The sequence below is a fragment of the Proteus sp. G4415 genome, assembly GCF_963896075.1.
Classification (GTDB): Bacteria; Pseudomonadota; Gammaproteobacteria; order Enterobacterales; family Enterobacteriaceae; genus Proteus; species Proteus mirabilis.
In genome coordinates this window covers 1-21634 of record NZ_CAWQOK010000140.1, presented here as the reverse complement: position 1 = coordinate 21634, position 21634 = coordinate 1, and the positions used below count along the sequence as shown (strand labels likewise).

Here is a 21634-nt window from a genome sequence, read left to right as displayed (position 1 = left end):
CGCACATTTTCTGTACGGCCTGATATTTAATAGATAAAAAGAGCTTTTATTTTATTGGCTTACTAAAGGCCGCTTTCATTGCAGCAACCATCTGATCATTTTCAGACTGTGTAAGAGGTTTACCTTTATCACTGATAAATTGCAAACTACTGCGGTTATTTAAGTCACCGACTTGTAGTTTGTAATCCCCTTCATTAATTGTTGGTTTATCAACCCCTAATGTGCTCCAACTTGCACTACTTAAGCCTTTATAAGTCACTTCAATTGAACCTTTCGAACGAGTACGATCGCCCATTTTCATACCCACGCTTTCTAGCGCGATAGGTAATCTATCCCACACAACATCAAATGGTGCTCGAACAATAATGACAGGCAGCCCAGCATTATCACTTCCCGTTTGTACGTCGATAATACCTTGCAAATTACTCGTTGCGCTATTTTCACTTAAGTTACGCATGCGGTTTAAACCGTCAACCACTTCATTTAATAGTAAGGTGTTATAACGCTTCACTTCCATTGGATCGGAAATCTCGTTTTCACCTTGGCGTAACCCAGTATTCGTAATCGTTAATATCACAACATTACCTGACTGGCTTATCGTTAAATTATGGCGACTTTGGAAAGGCACATTTTCATCAGCACGAGTCCAAGTGATCCAATCGGTAACAATCTGTTTTTGTCCTGCATCACTTTTAGCCAGTGCCACACCTTTATCCGCTAAAACAGCAGAAACTTGCTCGTATAAGGTGGTATTTTCGGGCGTGTTGGGTAATAACAGTCGGCTATTATCCGCATTATTCTCACTACGTGAGCCACTTAATAAGTTTAAAGCCTGTGTTGGTGGGCGAATATCTAATGCTAAACCCACAGGCTCACTCTTTTTAGGCGTAGGAATATCATATTCCCCATTTTGCAAAGGCAACACCATACCCGCTGGGACAACTAAATTTTTTAGCGCTGCTGACTCTAAATACGACTCGTCACCACTGACTTGACGTTTATAGCGCTGATCACTGGAACAGGCTGCCAATAAAACCACCAGCGACAGACCCGCGACTTTCATAATCTTTGATTTATGCAATAGTGTTGCCATTAAAATTCCCTAAGTTTTACAGTATTCCCGCTGTTAACAGCGCTTTCTCTACGATATCCTGACCCGCTGATGTTAATGGAGTCATCGGTAAGCGCAATGTGGCGTCTTCAATCAATCCAATACGTTGACACGCCCATTTAGCTGGGATTGGGTTAGGTTCAACAAATAACTGATGATGTAAGTCCATCAGGCGTCGATTAAGTTCACGTGCTTTTGCAAACTCACCCGCTTTTGCCAATCGACATAATTCTACCATTTCTAACGCAGCAACGTTAGCAGTAACCGAAATAACACCATGACCGCCAAGTTGCATAAAGTCTAATGAGGATGCGTCATCTCCACTTAATAAGATAAAACTATCATCATTAACTAACTGTTGGATTTGACTAACACGACTTAAGTTCCCTGTCGCCTCTTTAATTGCCACAATATTATCCAACTGAGCTAAACGTGCAACTGTTACTGGCAATAAATCACATCCTGTACGGCCGGGCACATTATACAAGATTTGGGGTAAAGCCGTGCTTTCAGAAATCGCTTTAAAATGTTGATAAAGCCCTTCTTGGGAAGGTTTATTATAGTATGGAGTAACCGTTAAGCACCCTGCAATACCTTTATTTTCAAACTGTTGTGTAAACCAAATAGCTTCAGAAGTTGCATTAGCCCCCGTGCCTGCAATCACAGGAATACGACCATCAGCCATATCCAGAGTCATTAATACGACATCAACATGCTCATCATGGCTTAATGTTGCCGATTCTCCCGTTGTTCCCACAGAGACAATAGCATCTGTACCTGCTTTAACATGATAATCGACCAACTTGCGTAAACTAACTCGGTCAACATTGCCTTTCGCATCCATAGGGGTGACTAATGCCACCATACTGCCTGTAAAATCAAAATTGTTACTTACCATAATTCATTGCTCCGAGATAGACTTATACACAATGGTACTCATTCATTGCTCTATTGAAAACTACTTAACTCTAGGTTTCTAATGAAATTTGCTAATATTCTTTGATTTGAATTAAAGAGAGATAATAATGAAAGATAGTGCGCTTCTGATCTTGGCAGAAATCAAATTTTGTGTTTACCTGTTAGGAATAAACTGAAAGTCAAAAGGAAGCCTATTTTGCCTATACCTGATAAACATTTTCTCGTACTCACTGCATTAGGGACTGACCGTCCTGGTATCGTTGATACCATTACGCAATTAGTTAGCCAATGCGGGTGTAATATCGAAGACAGCCGGCTTGCGATGTTCGGTCAAGAATTTACGTTTATCATGCTACTTTCTGGTGGTTGGAATGCGATTGCCCAACTTGAAGCATTACTGCCGATAAAAAGTGCAGAACTTGATTTATTGACTGTGATGAAAAGAACCAAAATGGGTGCGCCAGTCTCTTACCCATCAACCATTACTGCAAAAGTAGATATAGAAGATGCCCCCGGCATTGTTGAACGTTTTACCAATTTATTTAGTCAACATCACTTTAATCTTGCAGAATTAGTTTCTAAAACTCATCCTTCTGAGGATGGTACTCCTGCTCGTTTAGAAATTCAGATCACGGCCCATAATCCGTTAGATGATCATGGTCTCGTTATTCATGAGAAATTCAATCAATTATGTACAGAGTTAAACGCTCAAGGCACAATAAGTATCGTAAATAGTCTGATGATGAAACAATAAAAGAATGGAGAATTAGGTAATGAACCCATTAAAAGCCGGTGATAAGGCACCTCAATTCAGTCTGCCTGATCAAGATGGAGAAATTATTAATCTGTCTGATTTTGCTGGCCAACGTGTGCTCGTTTATTTTTATCCAAAAGCGATGACACCAGGCTGTACAACGCAAGCTTGTGGCTTACGTGATGAGATGGATACACTAAAAAAAGCCAACGTCGAGGTATTGGGAATTAGTACTGATAAGTCAGAAAAACTTTCCCGTTTTGCCGAAAAAGAGATGTTAAACTTCACCTTACTTTCTGATGAAGATCATAAAGTTGCAGAGCAATTTGGCATTTGGGGTGAAAAACAATTTATGGGGAAAACTTACGATGGCATTCATCGTACGACGTTCCTAATTGACAAAAACGGTGTGATTGAACATGTGTTTGATAATTTTAAAACCAGCAATCACCACCAAGTGGTTATCGATTATTTAGCTGCACACCCATAGTTTATGATCACAGCTTAATGCTGATAAATAAAACAGACAGCCATTAACTATCGCTGTCTGTTTTTTTATTATCAATAAGTTGATGATAAATCGCGTCTATATTACTTTTTCTTTTCTAATGTTTCTAAAGGCGGCTCATTGGCAATTTCATCAGGCAGCGCATGTAATACTGCTTTGATTAACGTCGCTAAAGGAATGGCGAAAAACACCCCCCAAAAACCCCACATACCACCAAATATAATCACAGATAAGATAATGACTAAGGGGTGCATATTGACAGCTTCAGAGAACAATATCGGTACTAATAAGTTGCTATCTAAACCTTGAACCACTAAGTAAGCGATAAATAGCGCCCAAAAATCAGAGCCTAATCCCCATTGAGAAAGCGCAATTACAATGACTGGAATAGTCGCGAGTACCGCCCCCACATAAGGCACTAAAACCGAAACGCCAACTAAAACCGCTAATAAGACTGAATAACGCAAATCAAAAAAAGCAAAGACAAAATAGGTAAATACACCAACAATCACCATTTCGGTAACCTTACCACGAATATAGTTGGTGATTTGCTGATTAACCTCAATCCACACTTGTGCTGCAAGAATTCTATTTTTGGGTAATACCCGACGGACAGCATTGAGCATTTGTTGCTTATCTTTTAATAAAAAGAACGTCATTAATGGCACAAGGATCAGATAAATAGAGAGCGTGATAACGCCGATTAAAGAGGCTAAAGAGACTTTTAACACTGACTCTGCCACCGTTGAAAATTTACTGCGCAAGTTTTCCGCCATCATATCCACGATGCCAACATCCATTAATGCGGGGAATCGCTCAGGTAATTCTCGAGCAAATGCATTGAATTTATTGATCATATTAGGGATATCTGAAATTAGCGTCATGGCTTGTTGCCATACCGTTGGCGCTAAAATCAAAATAACAATGGCACTAATACCTATAAATAGTGTCAGAACGATTGATACGGCCCAAATTCGTGCACATCCTAGCTTCTCAAGTAAGTGTGTTGGCCATTCCAGCAAATAAGCTAATACAATGGCGACTAATAATGGTGCAAGTATGCCACTGAAAAAGTAGATAATTGAAAAACCGGCAATTAGGATCACCACCAGCGCGATAACTTGGGGATCAGCAAATCGACGTTTATACCATTGAACAAGCAAGTCCAGCATGAAAATAGAGGTCCTTTATAATAATAAGTCAAATATATCTATATGTATTGATTTACATAATCAATAATCTTTTGACGGATTTTACGTTAGCTTTTGCTATGATACATCATTAATTATAAATTTTTCGTTAAGATAGCTATCAGGATGTTGTTGTATGAAACTCAGACTTAAAAAACCACTGGTCGCGCTTCTTGTTTCTACTTTGCTATCAACATCAGTGTTGCCTGCTCACGCTGCGATTGATATTGAAGATACCCTGCCCGATATGGGAACGACAGCAGGCTCAACATTGAGTATCAATCAAGAAATCGCTATGGGTGATTACTATACTCGCCAATTAAGAAATAGTGCACCATTAGTTTTTGACCCTCTACTTTCTAATTACATCAATAATTTAGGTCAAAGATTAGTCTCTAATGCCAGTTCGGTAAAAACCCCCTTTCACTTTTATTTAGTGAATAACCCCAATATTAATGCCTTTGCTTATTTTGGTGGCAATATCGTATTGCACTCAGCACTATTTAGATACAGTCGCAATGAAAGTGAATTAGCTTCTGTTATCGCCCACGAAATTTCTCACGTTACCCAGCGTCATCTTGCAAGAATGTTAGAAGATCAGTCTAAAACCACGCCACTGGCTATGGCTGGAATATTAGGCTCTATTTTAATATTTATGGCTAACCCCAATGCCGGTTTAGCCACCTTTACGGGAAGTATGGCTGGGATGCAACAAAACATGATCACCTTCACGCAAATGAACGAACAAGAAGCTGATCGGATAGGAATACAAACTCTTTATCGTGCAGGATTTGATCCACAAGGTATGCCTAATTTTATGCAGATCTTAGCAGACCAAGTGCGCTATAGTTCTAAGCCGCCTGAAATGCTATTAACGCACCCCTTACCTGACAGCCGTTTATCTGATGCACGTAGCCGTGCAGCGCAATATGCTCCGCGCAAAGTGCCACAATCGGCTAATTTTCTCTATGCTAAAATGCGGGTATTGACCATGCTAGAGAAAAACCCCACATCAAGTAACGCCTTGCAAACCACGCTGGATCAGTTTAGGCAAGGAACGGAATTAGAAAAATCAGCCGCCAATTATGCACAAGCCTTACTCTATTCTCGTGATCGTAAATTTAATGACGCGAGAAAAATACTCGCCCCTATGCTGGCAAAAGAGCCAAATAATATCTGGCTTATTGATGCCATTACCGATATTGACGTAGAGCAAAACCGTGCTGCAGAAGCGATAACACGTTTACAACAAGCGCTTAAGCAATCACCTAACAACAAAGTACTGACGGTTAATTTAGCTAATGCTTATATGCAAAATAAGCAATATAACGAAGCTAATCGATTATTATATCGCTATACCTTTGACAATCCTGACGATCCTATTGGTTGGCAGTTGGTGGCGGAAAATGCGGCAAAACAAGGTAATCGAGCCCAAGAGCTTGCAGCTTACGCTGAAGATTTGGCATTACGAGGAGATTTTGAAACTGCCATTCGTTATCTTGGTGATGCGAGTCGTCAAGTAAAATTAGGCAGTAATGAGCAAGCTCGTTTTGATGCACGTATTGATCAATTGCGTAAACTTCAACATAAAGACAGTCAATTTAAATAAGGGATAATATGACCAACAAAGTAACGATTTATCATAATCCGCGCTGTTCTAAAAGCCGTGAAACCTTACATTTATTAGAAGAGATGCATATCACCCCTGACGTTATTCATTATTTAGATACGCCGCCTTCTGTCGATGAGTTAAAAGCATTACTCAAAGCGCTAGATTTTGACGATGCAAGAAAATTAATGCGCACCAAAGAAGAAATTTATAAAACCCTAAAGCTTGCTGATGAGAGCTCACAAGAAGCATTAATTCAGGCCATGCATAATCACCCTAAATTAATTGAACGTCCTATTGTGGTCGTTGGCAATAAAGCGCGTTTAGGTCGTCCACCTGAGCAAGTTACCGCCCTTTTTAAGTAGGCTAAATTGGCAATTGCCGACATTGACGGTATGGCGCATCACTAAAACGTAATCTGAGTGATTTCAGAGCATTGAGACGAGAAACCTTACGGCTGTTTTCAAAGATCGGTGGTGCGCCCTAATAACTCATTATCTGCAGTGCGCTCAAAATGACAGAAAACCAACACGTTATACCTATTAACTTACTTCACTCCTCTTCATATCAATAACACAATTCTCTACTGCTTTATTACCACATCACAACGGTGTTACCGCCATCTGTATATTCTAAAGGTCACTAATGTTAATTTTATGTTACAAGCACTAAGGAAACACGATAGTTATTTCCATTAGTAGAATAAGGTAGTTTATTGCTTGCTTTCAAAATATTTCATCTTAATTTCATTTTTTTTATAGTGAATATTTTACCAAGATCAAAAATATCTATCACGATCACATTATCCTGTTACAAATAACAGCCAACAGAAAAAATTTATGAAACGTTTCATTTGTATTGTGACAAAAGTCTCTTTACACGAGTGAATTCCTACTTATTATGGTCTTCAGAAAATATGATGGCAGATTTGATTTGCGATACACTTCGAACCATTTTTATTTTCGTTATCATCCAATTCAGAAATTAATATTAGAGATACAATTTAAACAATACTGCAACATAGCAAAATACGTTAATTCGCCACTTCTTTTACACATGCCTACTCGCTATCTCACTAGAGATAGTGCGTTATATTTTTTTTAAAGTGTATAGATATCGGCAAACTAACTGAAAATATAGCCAACATATGGGCGACTAAAACTAATCAATCATCAAAATACCAGATGATTGCCAGGCTAATAGGAAATTTAATGAACATCGTACATAGACTCAAACTTGTTTCATTCCTCCAATTTTTTATTTGGGGCTCTTGGCTTGTTACGTTTGCTTCATATCTATTTGATAAATTACATTTTAAAGGTACTGACGTTGGGCTAATTTTTAGTGCTTTAGGATTAGCATCACTGATCGCACCGGTGATCATGGGATTTATTGCGGACAAGATAAATAACCGTAAGCTGGTCTTTATTACCCTGCATATTTTATCCGCGTTTGCTTTAGTGCTGATGTCCCAAATGACCACAGTGACTACCCTCTTCTTTGCGACACTTCTGCATTTATTGTTCTTTATGCCAAGCATTTCTATGGCAAACAGTATTATTTTTGAGTTACTAGAGCAAAAACACCTAGAGCCAAATGACTATTTCCCCAAAATCCGTGTTTATGGCACCGTGGGTTTTATTGCTGCAATGTGGGTTATTAGCTTCTTAGGTTTCGGTAATAGCTACGATCAACTGTTTGTTGCTGCAATAGCCTCTATTATCTTAGCGGTATTTGCGATGTTTTTACCGGCGACAAAAGCGACAGATAAAACAGAAGCAAAAGAAGAAGTGGCCGCTTTTAGCTTATCGAATACCTTACAAGTGTTTAAAAAGAAAAATGTGGTTATTTTCCTTTTCTTTGCCACATTGTTAGGTTCAGTATTGCAAATTACCAATACATTTGGGGTTCCATTCTTACAAGATATGGCCAAAGCACCTAATGCTGATGACTCTTTCTTGGCTCATTATCCTTCTGTTTTCTTATCCATTTCTCAAATTTCTGAAGTGGTCTTTATTCTATTTTTACCCCTGTTATTAAAACGAGTTAGAATAGAAACTATCGTATTATTTAGTATGATTGCATGGATCTTACGTTTTGGTTTCTTCGCTTACGGTGACTATTCATCATTAGGCCAAATCGTTCTGTTGTTATCCATGATTGTCTATGGTTGTGCTTTCGATTTCTTTAATATCTCCGGCTCGCTATTCCTAGAAAAAGAGATCCCATTACAATATCGCTCTACCGCACAAGGTATGTTTATGACCTTAGTGAATGGTTTTGGTACTTATTTAGGTGCGATGCTAAGTGGCTGGGTTATTGATTTGTATACCACAGATGGTGTTATTGATTGGCAGTCATTCTGGTTGATCTTTACGGGTTACACTGTGGCTATCACCGCACTTTATCTGATTTACTTAGTGGTTCCGCAGAAGAAAACAAAAGTTGTAGAAGCACATTAATTATTTCCCCCATTCTTTATTTGTTGCACTCACCGCTTATCTTTCGAGATAAGCGGTTTTTTATTACTGGTTATCTATTGCATAATACGTTGTTTTAAATAGCTTGCGATTAAAGCTTAAGAATATCTTTTACGAAAGGAATGGTCAGCTTACGTTGAGCCACAATAGAGGCATGATCGAGTTCATCTAGCATTTCAAATAATGTGCGCATTTTTCTATCTAAGCGCTTTAATACAAAACGACCCACATCTTCGGGTAATTCAAATCCTCGCAGTTTCGCTCTTAATTGTAGTGCTTGAATTTTTTCTTCATCGCTTAGCGGTTGTAAGCGATAAATTTGCCCCCAATCTAGGCGAGAAGCGAGATCAGGAAGTTGTAAATCAATTTGACGGGGAGGTCTATCCCCTGTGATTAATAGACAGGTGCGACCAAGTTCTAATACGCGATTATACAGATTAAACAGAGCAAGTTCCCACTCTTCATCACCCGCAATACATTGAACGTTATCGATACAAACTAATGAAAGATGCTCCATACCTTCAAGCACATCTGGTACGAAATAAGCCCGTTTATCAAGAGGAACATAACCAACTGCATCTCCGGCTAAAGAAAGCTCTGCACAAGCTGCATGCAACAAGTGGCTTTTTCCGCCCCCATCACGAGACCAGAAATAGATATAACTGCCATGTGATTGGTGAATAGCAGTTTGGATCGCTGCAACGAGTGATGCATTTTCCCCTGCGTAAAAGCTATCGAATGTCTCATCATCGGGCAGAGATAGTGGTAATGATAGCTGTGATGGCGTATTCAGAAGCACCTCACCTGAATAGTTTAATAAACGTCGTGATTCTAACACAAATTCTATCAATGACAGAATCAATATTAAAAAAGCAAGACGAGCTGCTTAAGATGACAGCAATAAATAGCGAAACTGTTTATTTTGACATCAATATAAGATCAGTTTAGCGATGCTATTTCACTATTTAAACGTTATCTTAGAGAGATCGTGACCTGAGGGTTGCTGGTAAATATCTAATTTAAAATACTTAGCACAAGCATTTATATACTCAAAAATTTCTGATTGCGTCTCTTCATATTCCACCCATGTGGTAGCACGAGTAAAACAATATAATTCAACGGGTAGTCCCATTGGTGTGGGGGGCATTGTTCTTATCACCAAATACATATCCGGCCTCACATCACCACGCATTTTGATCCAATTTAACATATACTTTCTAAAAAGTTGTAGATTGGTCACCCCGTTGGTTTCTAACCAAGTATTAATATCGCCTATCTCTTCTTCTTTACCTTCTAACATCGCTTCAATGCTTTTTTTAAGTGGCGCAGTATTTTTTAGCTCCTGCACTAACTGTTCTGTAGCAAATGAAATAGAGGATTGATCAATATAGAAACTACGCTTGATACGACGGCCTCCTGAAGAGAACATCGGTTGCCAGTTAGTGTATTTTTCGGTTAAAAAGTCCTTTGTGGGTATACGAGAAATCGTGTTATCCCAATTACGTACTGTAATTGTGTGCAGTGCGATATCAATCACTTCACCACTAATATTACTGCTGGGTAATTCAATCCAATCATATAGTTTTAACACTTTACCATTTGAGATCAGAATATTAGCGACAAATGAGATAAGGGTATGTTGGAAAACAAACATCAATACCGCAGCGATCGCACCAAAGCTGGAAATAATAATCAGTGGGGATTGTTCAGTAAATAGCGCGATAATAAGAATAAAAGCGATGATCCACACCACTATCTTAGCAATTTCAATATAACCTTTAATCGAATTGTTACGGTGCCACGATTTTTTAGCATGCCTGATATTGAAAATATCTAACGCGTTATTAAGAAGAGAAGCAATATTGATGACGATAAAAGCACGACAAACCGTTTCAAAGATAATATTCATCTGTGCTGAAAACGAAGGCAATAACTGGTTTATATAGAGAACCAGAGTGACTGCAACAATAGAGGCACTTTTTTTCGCAATATCTTCTATCGTCTCTTCATCTGAGAGTTCGGTGAATAAAAACAATAGACGCTTGGCTATACGACGAAAGATCATCTTTGCCAGAAACCACACCACCAGCAACGTGATCACTAAAAACAGCGTGGTGAAAATCTGCTTAGATACGATAAAGTCGTATATATCAACAAGTTTTTCCATAACTAGCGTCGTCACCCTTTTAAAAGCTTTGTTACAACCTTAAAATAATTTTTAGCTCAATAATAGCTAAAAAGTATCGCTATCACTAAACCACTAACAATCTCATTGTCTCATTTATTTGCGTTAAATAAATATTATTATTAAGTTTATTTTCTTTTTCTAAGTTTTAAACGCTTTTTATAACAAAAGAGTTCTTGTTTATCTTATAAGAATAAAAAACAACCAATAAAAAAAGCAGTCTATGACTGCTTTTTAGTTCAATGACGAAATATTAGCGAAAAAAGCTCATCAATGATTACTTGGTGTTTGTATGTTCGTTAATTGACTCCAGAGTATCATCCACTAACTCAGTTTCTGGGCGAATAATACTCACCAACTTAAATACTAAACTTAAAACAATACCGACTATCGTTGCTAAAGCCATGCCTTTTAGTTCAGCTGCGCCAATTTGAATTGATGCACCACTTACACCGACAATTAAAATGATCGCTGTTAATATCAAGTTTTGTGGTTTGTTATAATCAACTTTCGAATCTAATAATACGCGAATGCCGGACGCCCCTATTACACCATACAGTAATAAAGAGACACCGCCCATTACCGGTACGGGAACCGCTGCAATCGCGGCTGCCAATTTACCAACACAAGAAAGTAAGATGGCGATAATTGCTGCACCACCAATGACCCAAGTGCTATACACTTTAGTAATAGCCATAACACCGATATTTTCACCGTAAGTCGTGTTAGGTGTAGAGCCAAAAAATCCGGAGATAATGGTTGAAAAACCATTTGCAAACATAGAGCGATGTAAGCCTGGGTTTTTCATGAGATCACGTTGAACAATATTCGCGGTTACCACAAGGTGCCCTACGTGTTCGGCAATAACCACTAATGCCGCCGGCAAGATAATAAAAATAGCACTCCACTCAAAACGCGGCGAATAAAAGGTAGGCAGAGCAAACCAATTGGCTTCTTTAATCGGTGTCACATCAACAACGCCCATAAAGAAAGAGAGTGCGTAACCGGCTAACACGCCAATAAGAATAGGAATAATAGCCAAAAATCCCCTAAACATCACTGAGCCTAAAATAGTCACACCCAGTGTCACCATAGAGATTATCAATGTTTGACTATCAACGGGATTATCTGCGCTAGGTAATAATCCAGCCATATTAGCGGCGGTTCCGGCCAACTCAAGACCTATTACGGCAACGATTGCGCCCATTGCCGCAGGAGGAAACATCACATTAATCCATCCTCGTCCGGCGATTTTCACAATGCCAGCAACAAGGCAAAATAGCACCCCACAGACAATAAACCCGCCCAATGCTAATTCATAGCCTAAAGGAAGTAGCAATAACACCGGAGAGATAAAGGCGAAACTTGAACCTAAATAAGCAGGAATACGACCTTTACAGATAAAGAGATAAAGCAGAGTACCGATACCGTTAAACAATAATATGGTGGCCGGATTAACCTTAAACAAAATCGGCACAAGTACAGTAGCACCAAACATGGCAAACAGATGTTGAAAACTCAATGGGATTGTTTGTAATAATGGTGGGCGCTCTTCTACCCCGATTGCACGACGAGTCATGCTTACGACCTCTCTTTAAAATAGATATAAATGGAATTTAAATTTCAGCGATAAAACAAACCAATAAGTGATCCAAAAAAAAGCCGACTATCAAAGTCGGCTTAATCATTATTTTGTACCAAATATCTTATCACCCGCATCACCAAGGCCTGGGACAATGTACCCATGCTCATTAAGATGCTTATCAATCGATGCAGTATATAACTCAACATCAGGATGAGCTTCTTCTAATGCTTTGATCCCCTCAGGCGCAGCCACTAACACTAAAACTTTAATTGAAGTACAGCCTGAATTTTTTAATAAATCAATTGTGGCAATCATAGAGCCACCAGTTGCTAACATTGGGTCAACAACAAGTGCCATACGTTCTTCAATATGAGAGGCTAGTTTCTGGAAGTAAGGGACGGGCTTTAAGGTTTCTTCATCGCGGTAAACACCAACTACACTGATCCGGGCGCTAGGAATATTTTCTAATACTCCATCCATCATCCCAAGACCGGCACGGAGGATAGGTACAACAGTAATTTTTTTTCCTTTAATCTGTTCTATCTCAACCGGGCCACACCAACCTTCAATTGTTACCGTCTCTGTTTCTAAATCGGCGGTAGCTTCATACGTCAGTAGACTGGAAACTTCTGAAGCCAATTCACGAAAGCGTTTAGTGCTTATATCATGATCTCGCATCAGCCCCAATTTATGTTGAATGAGTGGGTGTTTTACCTCAACGATCTTCATAATTTCTCCTAATGTACGACGCAGCCAGACAAAAAAATCGCGAGATTATACCGCTTTTTTAGTGACTTTCCATCGTTTTTCTATTGATATTGATCAATCGCACAGCTTTTAACCACACTAACATGAATAATTGTGATCTAAAAAGAAGATCCTCGCAAACGTTTGCTTTGCCTGCTAGAATAGCCACCGCACACATTTTTTCTTAACAGCAACTTGCCGTGAGGGCTAGACGTGACTAACAAATCCTCTCTCAGCTATAAAGATGCCGGTGTCGATATTGATGCAGGTAATGCTTTAGTCGATCGTATTAAAAGTGTAGTAAAAGAAACTCGCCGTCCTGAAGTTATGGGGGGTTTAGGTGGTTTTGGTGCATTATGCGCTATTCCCACTAAATACCGCGAACCTATTTTAGTGTCAGGCACTGACGGTGTCGGTACTAAACTTCGCCTTGCGATGGACTTAAATCGCCACGATGATATTGGTATCGATTTAGTCGCAATGTGTGTTAACGATTTAATCGTTCAAGGTGCTGAGCCTCTCTTCTTTCTTGACTACTATGCCACAGGCAAGTTAGATGTCGATACTGCCGCACGGGTTGTAACGGGTATCGCTGAAGGTTGTAAGCAATCCGGCTGTGCCTTAGTGGGTGGCGAAACAGCGGAAATGCCCGGCATGTATCATGGTAACGATTATGATATCGCCGGTTTTTGTGTTGGTGTCGTTGAAAAATCACAGATTATCGATGGTAGCAAAGTTAAAGCGGGTGATGCATTAATTGCTCTCGCTTCAAGTGGCCCTCATTCTAATGGCTATTCACTGATCAGAAAAATTCTTGAAGTCAGTGGTGCCTGTGCTGAAACTACCCCATTAGGTGATACATCACTGGCTGATAAACTCTTAGCGCCAACCCGTATTTATGTAAAATCACTCCTGTCATTAATTGAAAACGTTGATATTCACGCAGTGGCACATATTACTGGCGGTGGATTTTGGGAAAATATTCCGCGCGTGCTACCTGAAAATACGCAAGCTCGTATTAATAGCCAAAGTTGGCAGTGGCCTGAGGTCTTTAACTGGCTACAACAGGCAGGTAATGTCAGCACTCATGAAATGTATCGTACCTTTAACTGTGGTGTCGGCTTATTAATCGCCGTGAGCCAAGCTGATGTTGAAAAAACGCTATCACATCTTAATGCCTGTGGTGAAAAGGCATGGTTAATTGGTGATATTGCCCCGCAAGCAGCGGGTGATGCACAAGTGATTATCAATTAGTAAAAGTACCCCCATGAAAAATATTGTGGTCCTGATCTCAGGAAATGGTAGCAACCTACAGGCGATTATTGACGCCTGTAGGGCGCATAAAATCGCAGGCCAAGTTGTGGCTGTTTTCAGCAATAAAGCACAAGCTTATGGGCTTGAACGAGCGAGACAAGCGGATATCCCTGCTTACTTTATCGATCCGGCTGATTATCCTGATAGAGAAGCTTATGATAAAGCGTTAATCACTCAAATTGATGGCTATCAGCCTGATATTGTGGTTCTTGCTGGCTTTATGCGTATTTTATCGCCGTTATTTGTCAACCATTATCAGCATAAGCTATTAAATATTCATCCCTCTTTACTTCCCAAATATCCCGGTCTGCATACACATAAACAAGTTATTGAGAATAAAGATACTTTTCATGGTACTACCGTACACTTTGTCACGGAAGAATTAGACGGTGGCCCGATGATCATTCAAGCGCGTATTCCCGTCTCTCCTGATGATACCGAACAAAGTTTGCAAGCAAAAATACAAACACAAGAGTATCGCATTTATCCTCTCGCAATTAGTTGGTTAGCAGAAGAGAGATTAAAAATGATAGATAATCGGGCGCTACTTGATGGTAATGTTCTGTTTGACAATCTTGATTAACGGTTTCACTTAAGATAAAAAGTCACTTTGTGCTACACTGTAGCCCGCGGTGACTTTTATTGTGTCACCCTTTTCTCTTTTTATTCAATGCATTTTCACCGAGGTGCTTATGTCCGGTGGTAAGAAAGTTCCACCTATAAAATTACGTCCTCTCGAAAGAGAAGACCTTCCTTTTGTCCATAAACTTGATAATAATGCTAGCGTTATGCGCTACTGGTTTGAAGAGCCTTATGAAGCTTTTATTGAGTTAAGCGACCTATATGAAAAACATATTCACGACCAAAGTGAACGACGTTTTATTGCTGAAAGTGAAGGCACAAAAGTCGGTTTAGTTGAGCTGGTTGAAATTGATTATGTTCATCGTCGTGCTGAGTTTCAAATCATTATCGCCCCTGCTCATCAAGGCCATGGTTATGCAGCCCGCGCGGCAAAGTTAGCGATGGACTACGCTTTTTCTGTACTTAATTTATACAAACTCTATTTAATCGTCGATAAAGAGAATGCTAAAGCGATTCATATTTATGAAAAGCTTGGCTTTAAGAAAGAAGGTGATTTAATAGATGAGTTTTTTGTTAATGGCTCTTACCGTTCTGCGATTAGAATGTGTACATTCCAAGCCCCTTATTTTGAACAAAAAGCCAAAGCAGCAAGACCGGAAAATTTTGTTAAACCGGGTGCAACGATAAAACAATATGTCTGATTAATTCAGATAATAAGATTTAACTTTAACCCATGTTGGAGTTCAGATGTCCCAAGAACGACTCTATATTGATAAAGAGATCAGCTGGCTTGCGTTTAACGAGCGAGTATTGCAAGAGGCGGCAGATAAACGTAACCCGCTAATCGAAAGGGTCAGGTTTTTGGGGATCTATTCAAATAATCTTGATGAGTTTTATAAAGTTCGCTTTGCGGATGTAAAACGGCGTATTTTAATTAATGAGGAGCGCGGCTCACGCTCTGGCTCTAGTCACGCTCGTCATTTAATCAAAAAAATCCAATCTAAAGTTGCCAAAGCCGACCAAGAATTCGACGCACTGTATAACGACTTGCTTTTAGAAATGGCGCGTAATCAGATTTTTTTAATCAATGAACGGCAAATCTCACCTAATCAACAAATTTGGTTACGCCAATATTTTCGCCAAAACTTAAGAAAACATATCACGCCGATCCTTATCAACCCTGAAACTAATTTGGTTGAGTTTTTAAAAGATGACTACACATATTTAGCCGTTGAAATTGCTCAAGGGCAAACTATTCACTACGCTTTGTTAGAGATCCCCTCAGATAAAGTCCCTCGTTTTGTTATTTTGCCCACAGAACAAGGCCGAGGTAAGAAAAAGTCAATGATCTTGCTGGATAATATCTTACGCTATTGTCTTGATGAGATTTTTAAAGGCTTCTTTGACTATGATTCTTTAAATGCTTATTCCATGAAAATGACACGTGATGCTGAATATGATTTAGCCACTGAAATGGAATCCAGCTTATTAGAAATGATGTCATCGACCTTAAAACAACGTCTTACCGCTGAGCCTGTTCGTTTTGTCTATCAACGTGATATGCCCGATGAAATGGTTGCTTTACTGCGTAGCAAATTAGGTTTATCTAATAATGACTCGGTCATTGCTGGTGGGCGTTATCACAACTTTAAAGACTTTATTAATTTTCCTAATGAGGGTAGTAAGTTTCTATTAAATAAACCTATTCCTCGTTTACGCCATGTTTGGTTTGATAATTTCCGTAATGGCTTTGATGCAATTCGTGAACGTGATGTGTTACTTTATTATCCTTATCATACCTTTGAGCATGTATTGGAATTATTACGCCAAGCGTCTTTTGATCCCAGTGTTATTTCGATAAAAATCAATATCTATCGCGTAGCAAAAGACTCTCGGATTATCGATTCGATGATCCACGCCGCCCACAATGGTAAGCGTGTCACTGTGGTCGTTGAATTACAAGCTCGCTTTGATGAAGCCGCGAATATACATTGGGCTAAACGCTTAACCGAAGCTGGCGTCCACGTTATCTTTTCAGCGCCCGGCTTAAAAATTCATGCGAAATTATTTATTATTTCTCGTTTAGAAGAAGGCGAAATCATTCGCTATGCACATATTGGTACCGGGAATTTTAATGAAAAAACCGCACGCCTTTATACCGATTATTCTCTGTTAACCGCGAATACAGAAATTAATAATGAAGTACGTCGAGTGTTCAATTTTATTGAAAACCCTTATCGTCCGGTGACTTTTGAACATTTAATGGTATCACCGCAAAACTCACGTATTTTGTTAAACCAGTTGATCACAAATGAAATTCACAATGCTCAAGCGGGGCACCCTGCGGGTATTACCTTAAAAGTTAACAATTTAGTCGATGAAGAGTTAGTTAATCGTCTTTATGATGCCTCACAAGCAGGTGTTAAAATCCGCCTATTAGTACGCGGTATGTGCTCTTTAGTCCCTAATCAGCCCGATTTTAGTGAAAATATTCAGGTCACCAGTATTGTTGACCGCTTTTTAGAGCATGATCGTGTTTATGTCTTTACCAATAAAGGGGATGAGAAAATTTTCCTATCATCCGCAGACTGGATGACTCGTAACCTTGATTATCGTATTGAAGTTGCCGTACCACTACTCGACCCTCAGCTAAAACAGCGTATTTTGGATATTCTTGAGATCCAGTTTAATGATACTGTAAAAGCACGATATTTAGATAAAGATCTAACAAATAGCTATGTTCCTCGAGGAAATAAACGTAAGATCCGCGCCCAACTTGCTGTATATGAATACCTTAAATCATTAGAACAACCAGGATCACGAGCGTAATCAATGCCTTTATTACAAGATGACTCTTCTTCACCACGTCCTTTAGAAATTGCGGCTATAGACCTTGGTTCTAATAGTTTTCATATGATCATAGCCCGTGTTGTCAATGGTGCCTTACAGGTATTAAGTCGTTTAAAACAACGGGTATATCTTGCCGATGGTCTTGATGATAATGATAAACTCAGTGAAGAAGCAATGTTGCGGGGGCTTTCTGCACTTTCCCTTTTTGCTGAAAGGTTACAGGGATTTCCAGCAGAAAATGTCACTGTGGTCGGTACACATACGTTACGGGTTGCTAGCAATGCCAAAGTCTTTTTGCAACGCGCAAAAGAGGTGATGCCCTATCCTATTGAAATTATTTCTGGTCACGAAGAAGCACGCCTGATCTTTATGGGCGTTGAGCATACGCAATCTGAAAAAGGGCGTAAGCTAGTGATTGATATTGGTGGAGGCTCTACCGAATTAGTGATCGGAGAAAATTTTGAACCCATCTTGATCGAAAGCCAGCGTATGGGGTGTGTCAGTTTTAGCCGTCAATTTTTCCCGAACCAAAAAATTAGCGAATCCGCTTTTCGTAAAGCACGCGAAAAAGCAGCACGTAAAATGGAAAAAATTGCTTGGCAATATAAAATGACCGGCTGGGATGTCGCATTAGGCGCATCGGGTACTATCAAAGCTGCACATGAAATTTTGGTTGAATTTGGTGAAAAAGATGGTGTGATCACCCCTGAACGCCTATTAATGTTGACCAAACAGGTACTACGGTTTAAAAAATTTAAGGATATCACCCTACCGGGATTATCCGATGAACGTAAACACAGTTTTGTACCTGGTTTAGCCATTTTATGCGGTATTTTCGATACCCTAGGCTTAAAGGCTCTCCATTTATCTGATGGTGCATTACGTGAAGGTGTATTGTATGAAATGGAAGGCCGTTTTCGTCATCAAGATATTCGCCAGCGTACCGCCAAAAGCCTTGCTGAACACTATAATATCGATCGTGAACAAGCTAAGCGTGTCCTCACCACAATGCAATCACTGTATGCTCAGTGGGCGGAACAAAATCCTAAACTGGTTCGTCCTGATCTAGAAGCGATTTTAGTATGGGCGGTGATGTTGCATGAAGTGGGATTAAGTATCAATTTAAGTGGTTTGCATCGTCATTCTGCTTATATTCTTTCGAATACAGATCTACCCGGTTTTAATCAAGAACAACAACAATTATTAACTACATTAGTTCGCTATCATCGCAAAGCAATTAAGTTTGATGAGTTACCTAAATTTAATCTATATAAAAAGAAACAGTATTATCCATTAGTACAAATACTTAGGTTAGCAACACTACTTAATAATCAGCGTCAATCAACCACTAAACCGGTTTCTTTACGTTTAGTGACCGATGATAATCACTGGACACTCTATTTTCCTAAAAATTATCTTGCCGATAACACATTGATGGAATTGGATTTAGAAAAAGAACAGGAGCATTGGCAGGCCGTTCCAGGCTGGAAACTGGATATAAAAGAGGAATCTGCTTAACAATATGATATTATACAGAAAAAGACGCGGTATAATGCGTCTTTTGTTGCATTTATCATACAACAACTATCACATAACAACGTAAGGTTTGATTTGTGACGATAATATGAAAATACCCAATGTAATATTTTCAAGATCGCTATTTTTTTATATGGAGAAGACCGATAATCATCCTAAAATGGAATAATGAATACTAATGGTTATCTCCCTCGTAAGAATTAAAAAGGAATAACATGTCTCAATCAGCTATCAATAATGATACTGCGGCTGCCATCAATCCATATTCACAAAAAGTGGCACACCTGCGTCAGCAAATTCTGAACATCTTTCTTGAAGATGACCGTTTTGTTGAAACAGTGTTAGGTGAAGCAAGTGAAAGTGATAGGCTGAGCCACCATGAACTTCATGAAAAAATCACCACTGTTAGAGAATTACTACAAGATCTACACGCGGCAGATATTGCAGATATTCTTGAAGCCCTTCCCTATGATGAACGTTTAGCCCTATGGCATTTGGTTGATAATAATGAGCGTGGTGCGGTTTTAGTCGAAGCCTCTGTCGCCGTTTGGGACAGCCTAATTAAAGATATGACGGATCGTGAATTATTACGCTCAGTCGCTTCTTTGCATGTGGATGAACAGGCCTATATTGCGGAGCATTTACCCCGTGATACCATGCGTCGTCTTTTGACCTATTTAGAACCAAGTCTGCGTAATAGGATCAGAGAAGTCCTGCAATATCCGAAGGATAGTGTTGGACAGATGATGGATTTTGAGTTTGTCACCGTGCGTGGCAACGTAACATTAAAAACGGTTCAACGTTATTTACGCCAACGTGGCTCTATTCCTGAAGCCACGGATAAAATTTTCGTTATTGATAATGCCAATCATCTGTTAGGTGAATTACCCTTAACCACAGTATTAACCCAGTCGCCGGATAAACGGGTCTCTGATGTCATGAAAACCGATACTGTCAGCTTTATGCCCGAAGAGAAAGGCGAAGATGCAGCGGGTGCGTTCGAACGTTATGACTTAATTTCGGCTGCAGTTGTTGATAGTAATGGCCTGTTAATGGGACGTTTAACCGTTGAAGATATCGTCGATAATATGCATGAAGAGAGCGATACCAACATTCGTCGTATGGGGGGGTTAAGCCCAGAAGAGGATGTATTCGCCCCTGTCGGGCAAGCGGTTAAAACACGTTGGACATGGCTTGCTATCAACTTATGTACTGCTTTTGTCGCTTCTCGTGTTATCGGTGTGTTTGAGCATACCATTTCCCAATTAGTCGCCTTAGCAACTTTAATGCCCATTGTTGCAGGTATTGGGGGAAATACCGGTAACCAAACCATTACTATGATTGTGCGTGCATTAGCACTACATCAAATTCAGACTGGTAGTTTCTCGTTCTTAATTTTAAGAGAGTTAGGTGTTGCCCTTATCAACGGTATTGTTTGGGGGGGAATAATGGGAGTTGTAACTTACTTCCTTTATGGTGATATTGCGATGGGCGCCGTAATGACAATGGCCATGGTACTCAACCTGTTGATGGCTGCCATGATGGGGGTATTAATACCAATGACCATGATAAAACTGGGTAAAGATCCGGCTATTGGCTCAAGTGTGATGATCACCGCGATCACCGATACTGGTGGCTTCTTTATTTTCTTAGGCCTAGCCACTATTTTCTTAGTTTAACAAGACAGATAAAAACGCCACTGTAGAGTACATCACAGTGGCGTTTTTGTTTTTATAGATTTTTTAGGTTGTTGTTGAAAGAAAGTAATAGACCAGTAGTAATGCGACAACAAGCGATACCATAAACGTTCTTCTTACCGCAACACTGACTGATAAATTATCTTGTTGCAGACTCCCATACAGCGTTTTTTTTAGTAGCAGACTACTAGCTAAAGCGACAACAAACACAGATGCAAATAGCACAATCGCGGCTAACAACACCGCACTTATCGAAATTGAATTCATCACTCCCCCTGCTATATCCACCGACATCTGATGTAATTATAACCAGATAATGACGCTTTGAGATGATTTTTGCTGTTTTTCCCTATTTATCATTTAACTATTTAAAATCTATATTTTAAATAAAAATGCGTAACCACGCTTACAATAACCATATTGATTGACATTTAATATCAATAATTTTCAATTTTAAGAAATTTAAAACTAATGAACAACTAGATTCATTTTAGATGAATACCCTAAAAACAATACTAATAACAGGTTATATTGCTACAAAACATCAATATTTATTAATTAATAATCT

Annotated in this window: 19 protein-coding genes; 11 read left to right on the top strand and 8 right to left on the bottom strand. The window is 39.3% G+C overall.

What is annotated here, in order from left to right:
- Positions 1 to 46 precede the first annotated feature (46 nt).
- Together bamC and dapA are read right to left on the bottom strand one after the other, a co-directional pair.
- Positions 47 to 1093: an outer membrane protein assembly factor BamC gene (bamC, locus tag AACU95_RS15075; protein ID WP_049208063.1), complete on the bottom strand. Its 1047-nt coding sequence runs from the start codon at positions 1091 to 1093 to the stop codon at positions 47 to 49.
- Positions 1094 to 1109: 16 nt separating this feature from the next.
- The gene (dapA, locus tag AACU95_RS15070; protein ID WP_004243415.1) at positions 1110 to 2009 is read right to left on the bottom strand and encodes a 4-hydroxy-tetrahydrodipicolinate synthase; all 900 of its coding nucleotides are present in this window, start codon (positions 2007 to 2009) and stop codon (positions 1110 to 1112) included.
- A gap of 216 nt (positions 2010 to 2225) precedes the next feature.
- Here dapA and AACU95_RS15065 point away from each other — a divergent pair, with 216 nt between their 5' ends.
- Both AACU95_RS15065 and bcp read left to right on the top strand, forming a co-directional pair.
- Entirely contained in the window at positions 2226 to 2783 is a 558-nt protein-coding gene (locus tag AACU95_RS15065; RefSeq protein WP_004248283.1) for a glycine cleavage system transcriptional repressor, read from the top strand.
- 19 nt (positions 2784 to 2802) lie between these two features.
- Positions 2803 to 3273 carry a thioredoxin-dependent thiol peroxidase gene (gene bcp, locus AACU95_RS15060; RefSeq protein WP_004243417.1) on the top strand — a complete coding sequence of 157 codons (471 nt, stop codon included), beginning with the start codon at positions 2803 to 2805 and terminating at the stop codon, positions 3271 to 3273.
- Positions 3274 to 3374: 101 nt separating this feature from the next.
- Here the strand turns inward: bcp and AACU95_RS15055 are convergent, their stop codons facing one another.
- Complete coding sequence (locus AACU95_RS15055; protein ID WP_004243419.1) at positions 3375 to 4463, bottom strand: AI-2E family transporter; 1089 nt, start codon at positions 4461 to 4463, stop codon at positions 3375 to 3377.
- A gap of 154 nt (positions 4464 to 4617) precedes the next feature.
- On the opposite strand from AACU95_RS15055, the gene AACU95_RS15050 reads away from it, so the two are divergent.
- The 3 genes from AACU95_RS15050 (at position 4618) to AACU95_RS15040 (ending at position 8552) form a co-directional block, all read left to right on the top strand.
- A complete protein-coding gene (locus AACU95_RS15050; protein WP_004243422.1) occupies positions 4618 to 6090 on the top strand; it encodes a beta-barrel assembly-enhancing protease in 1473 nt (490 codons plus the stop codon).
- Between the two features lie 8 nt (positions 6091 to 6098).
- Positions 6099 to 6455 (top strand): arsenate reductase (glutaredoxin), encoded by a 357-nt coding sequence (gene arsC / locus AACU95_RS15045; RefSeq protein ID WP_004243423.1) that lies wholly within the window; start codon positions 6099 to 6101, stop codon positions 6453 to 6455.
- A gap of 846 nt (positions 6456 to 7301) precedes the next feature.
- Positions 7302 to 8552 carry an MFS transporter gene (locus AACU95_RS15040; protein WP_012368036.1) on the top strand — a complete coding sequence of 417 codons (1251 nt, stop codon included), beginning with the start codon at positions 7302 to 7304 and terminating at the stop codon, positions 8550 to 8552.
- A gap of 109 nt (positions 8553 to 8661) precedes the next feature.
- Here AACU95_RS15040 and hda read toward each other — a convergent pair whose 3' ends face one another.
- From hda to upp, 4 genes are all read right to left on the bottom strand, one after another.
- Positions 8662 to 9369, bottom strand: a complete 708-nt coding sequence (hda, locus tag AACU95_RS15035) for a DnaA inactivator Hda (protein WP_036896130.1) — start codon at positions 9367 to 9369, stop codon at positions 8662 to 8664.
- A 162-nt stretch (positions 9370 to 9531) separates the two neighbouring features.
- Complete coding sequence (locus AACU95_RS15030) at positions 9532 to 10737, bottom strand: mechanosensitive ion channel family protein (protein ID WP_004243426.1); 1206 nt, start codon at positions 10735 to 10737, stop codon at positions 9532 to 9534.
- Positions 10738 to 11032: 295 nt separating this feature from the next.
- Entirely contained in the window at positions 11033 to 12334 is a 1302-nt protein-coding gene (gene uraA, locus AACU95_RS15025; protein WP_004243429.1) for a uracil permease, read from the bottom strand.
- Positions 12335 to 12442: 108 nt separating this feature from the next.
- A complete protein-coding gene (upp, locus tag AACU95_RS15020; protein WP_004248287.1) occupies positions 12443 to 13069 on the bottom strand; it encodes a uracil phosphoribosyltransferase in 627 nt (208 codons plus the stop codon).
- Positions 13070 to 13300: 231 nt separating this feature from the next.
- Between upp and purM the strand changes: the two genes are divergently transcribed.
- The 6 genes from purM to mgtE all read left to right on the top strand — a co-directional run bounded on the left by purM (position 13301) and on the right by mgtE (position 21048).
- Positions 13301 to 14341 carry a phosphoribosylformylglycinamidine cyclo-ligase gene (gene purM / locus AACU95_RS15015; protein ID WP_004248288.1) on the top strand — a complete coding sequence of 347 codons (1041 nt, stop codon included), beginning with the start codon at positions 13301 to 13303 and terminating at the stop codon, positions 14339 to 14341.
- 13 nt (positions 14342 to 14354) lie between these two features.
- Positions 14355 to 14984: a phosphoribosylglycinamide formyltransferase gene (gene purN / locus AACU95_RS15010; protein WP_004243435.1), complete on the top strand. Its 630-nt coding sequence runs from the start codon at positions 14355 to 14357 to the stop codon at positions 14982 to 14984.
- A 109-nt stretch (positions 14985 to 15093) separates the two neighbouring features.
- Positions 15094 to 15684 (top strand): spermidine N1-acetyltransferase, encoded by a 591-nt coding sequence (speG, locus tag AACU95_RS15005; protein ID WP_004243436.1) that lies wholly within the window; start codon positions 15094 to 15096, stop codon positions 15682 to 15684.
- Positions 15685 to 15730: 46 nt separating this feature from the next.
- Positions 15731 to 17812: a polyphosphate kinase 1 gene (gene ppk1, locus AACU95_RS15000; RefSeq protein ID WP_004243437.1), complete on the top strand. Its 2082-nt coding sequence runs from the start codon at positions 15731 to 15733 to the stop codon at positions 17810 to 17812.
- A 3-nt stretch (positions 17813 to 17815) separates the two neighbouring features.
- The gene (ppx, locus tag AACU95_RS14995) at positions 17816 to 19351 is read left to right on the top strand and encodes an exopolyphosphatase (protein ID WP_004243438.1); all 1536 of its coding nucleotides are present in this window, start codon (positions 17816 to 17818) and stop codon (positions 19349 to 19351) included.
- Between the two features lie 233 nt (positions 19352 to 19584).
- Positions 19585 to 21048 (top strand): magnesium transporter, encoded by a 1464-nt coding sequence (gene mgtE, locus AACU95_RS14990; RefSeq protein WP_004243440.1) that lies wholly within the window; start codon positions 19585 to 19587, stop codon positions 21046 to 21048.
- A 63-nt stretch (positions 21049 to 21111) separates the two neighbouring features.
- On the opposite strand, the gene AACU95_RS14985 is transcribed toward mgtE, so the two are convergent.
- On the bottom strand, positions 21112 to 21333 hold the full coding sequence (locus tag AACU95_RS14985; protein ID WP_036895187.1) for a hypothetical protein: 222 nt from the start codon (positions 21331 to 21333) through the stop codon (positions 21112 to 21114).
- Positions 21334 to 21634: the final 301 nt, after the last annotated feature.

Excerpts from the sequence above, each read along its gene's own strand:
- bamC (WP_049208063.1), bottom strand. The coding sequence starts at position 1,093 with ATGGCAACACTATTGCATAAATCAAAGATTATGAAAGTCGCGGGTCTG.
- dapA (WP_004243415.1), bottom strand. The coding sequence starts at position 2,009 with ATGGTAAGTAACAATTTTGATTTTACAGGCAGTATGGTGGCATTAGTC.
- bcp (WP_004243417.1), top strand. The coding sequence starts at position 2,803 with ATGAACCCATTAAAAGCCGGTGATAAGGCACCTCAATTCAGTCTGCCT.
- AACU95_RS15055 (WP_004243419.1), bottom strand. The coding sequence starts at position 4,463 with ATGCTGGACTTGCTTGTTCAATGGTATAAACGTCGATTTGCTGATCCC.
- AACU95_RS15050 (WP_004243422.1), top strand. The coding sequence starts at position 4,618 with ATGAAACTCAGACTTAAAAAACCACTGGTCGCGCTTCTTGTTTCTACT.
- arsC (WP_004243423.1), top strand. The coding sequence starts at position 6,099 with ATGACCAACAAAGTAACGATTTATCATAATCCGCGCTGTTCTAAAAGC.
- AACU95_RS15040 (WP_012368036.1), top strand. The coding sequence starts at position 7,302 with ATGAACATCGTACATAGACTCAAACTTGTTTCATTCCTCCAATTTTTT.
- AACU95_RS15030 (WP_004243426.1), bottom strand. The coding sequence starts at position 10,737 with ATGGAAAAACTTGTTGATATATACGACTTTATCGTATCTAAGCAGATT.
- uraA (WP_004243429.1), bottom strand. The coding sequence starts at position 12,334 with ATGACTCGTCGTGCAATCGGGGTAGAAGAGCGCCCACCATTATTACAA.
- upp (WP_004248287.1), bottom strand. The coding sequence starts at position 13,069 with ATGAAGATCGTTGAGGTAAAACACCCACTCATTCAACATAAATTGGGG.
- purN (WP_004243435.1), top strand. The coding sequence starts at position 14,355 with ATGAAAAATATTGTGGTCCTGATCTCAGGAAATGGTAGCAACCTACAG.
- speG (WP_004243436.1), top strand. The coding sequence starts at position 15,094 with ATGTCCGGTGGTAAGAAAGTTCCACCTATAAAATTACGTCCTCTCGAA.
- ppk1 (WP_004243437.1), top strand. The coding sequence starts at position 15,731 with ATGTCCCAAGAACGACTCTATATTGATAAAGAGATCAGCTGGCTTGCG.
- ppx (WP_004243438.1), top strand. The coding sequence starts at position 17,816 with ATGCCTTTATTACAAGATGACTCTTCTTCACCACGTCCTTTAGAAATT.
- mgtE (WP_004243440.1), top strand. The coding sequence starts at position 19,585 with ATGTCTCAATCAGCTATCAATAATGATACTGCGGCTGCCATCAATCCA.
- AACU95_RS14985 (WP_036895187.1), bottom strand. The coding sequence starts at position 21,333 with ATGAATTCAATTTCGATAAGTGCGGTGTTGTTAGCCGCGATTGTGCTA.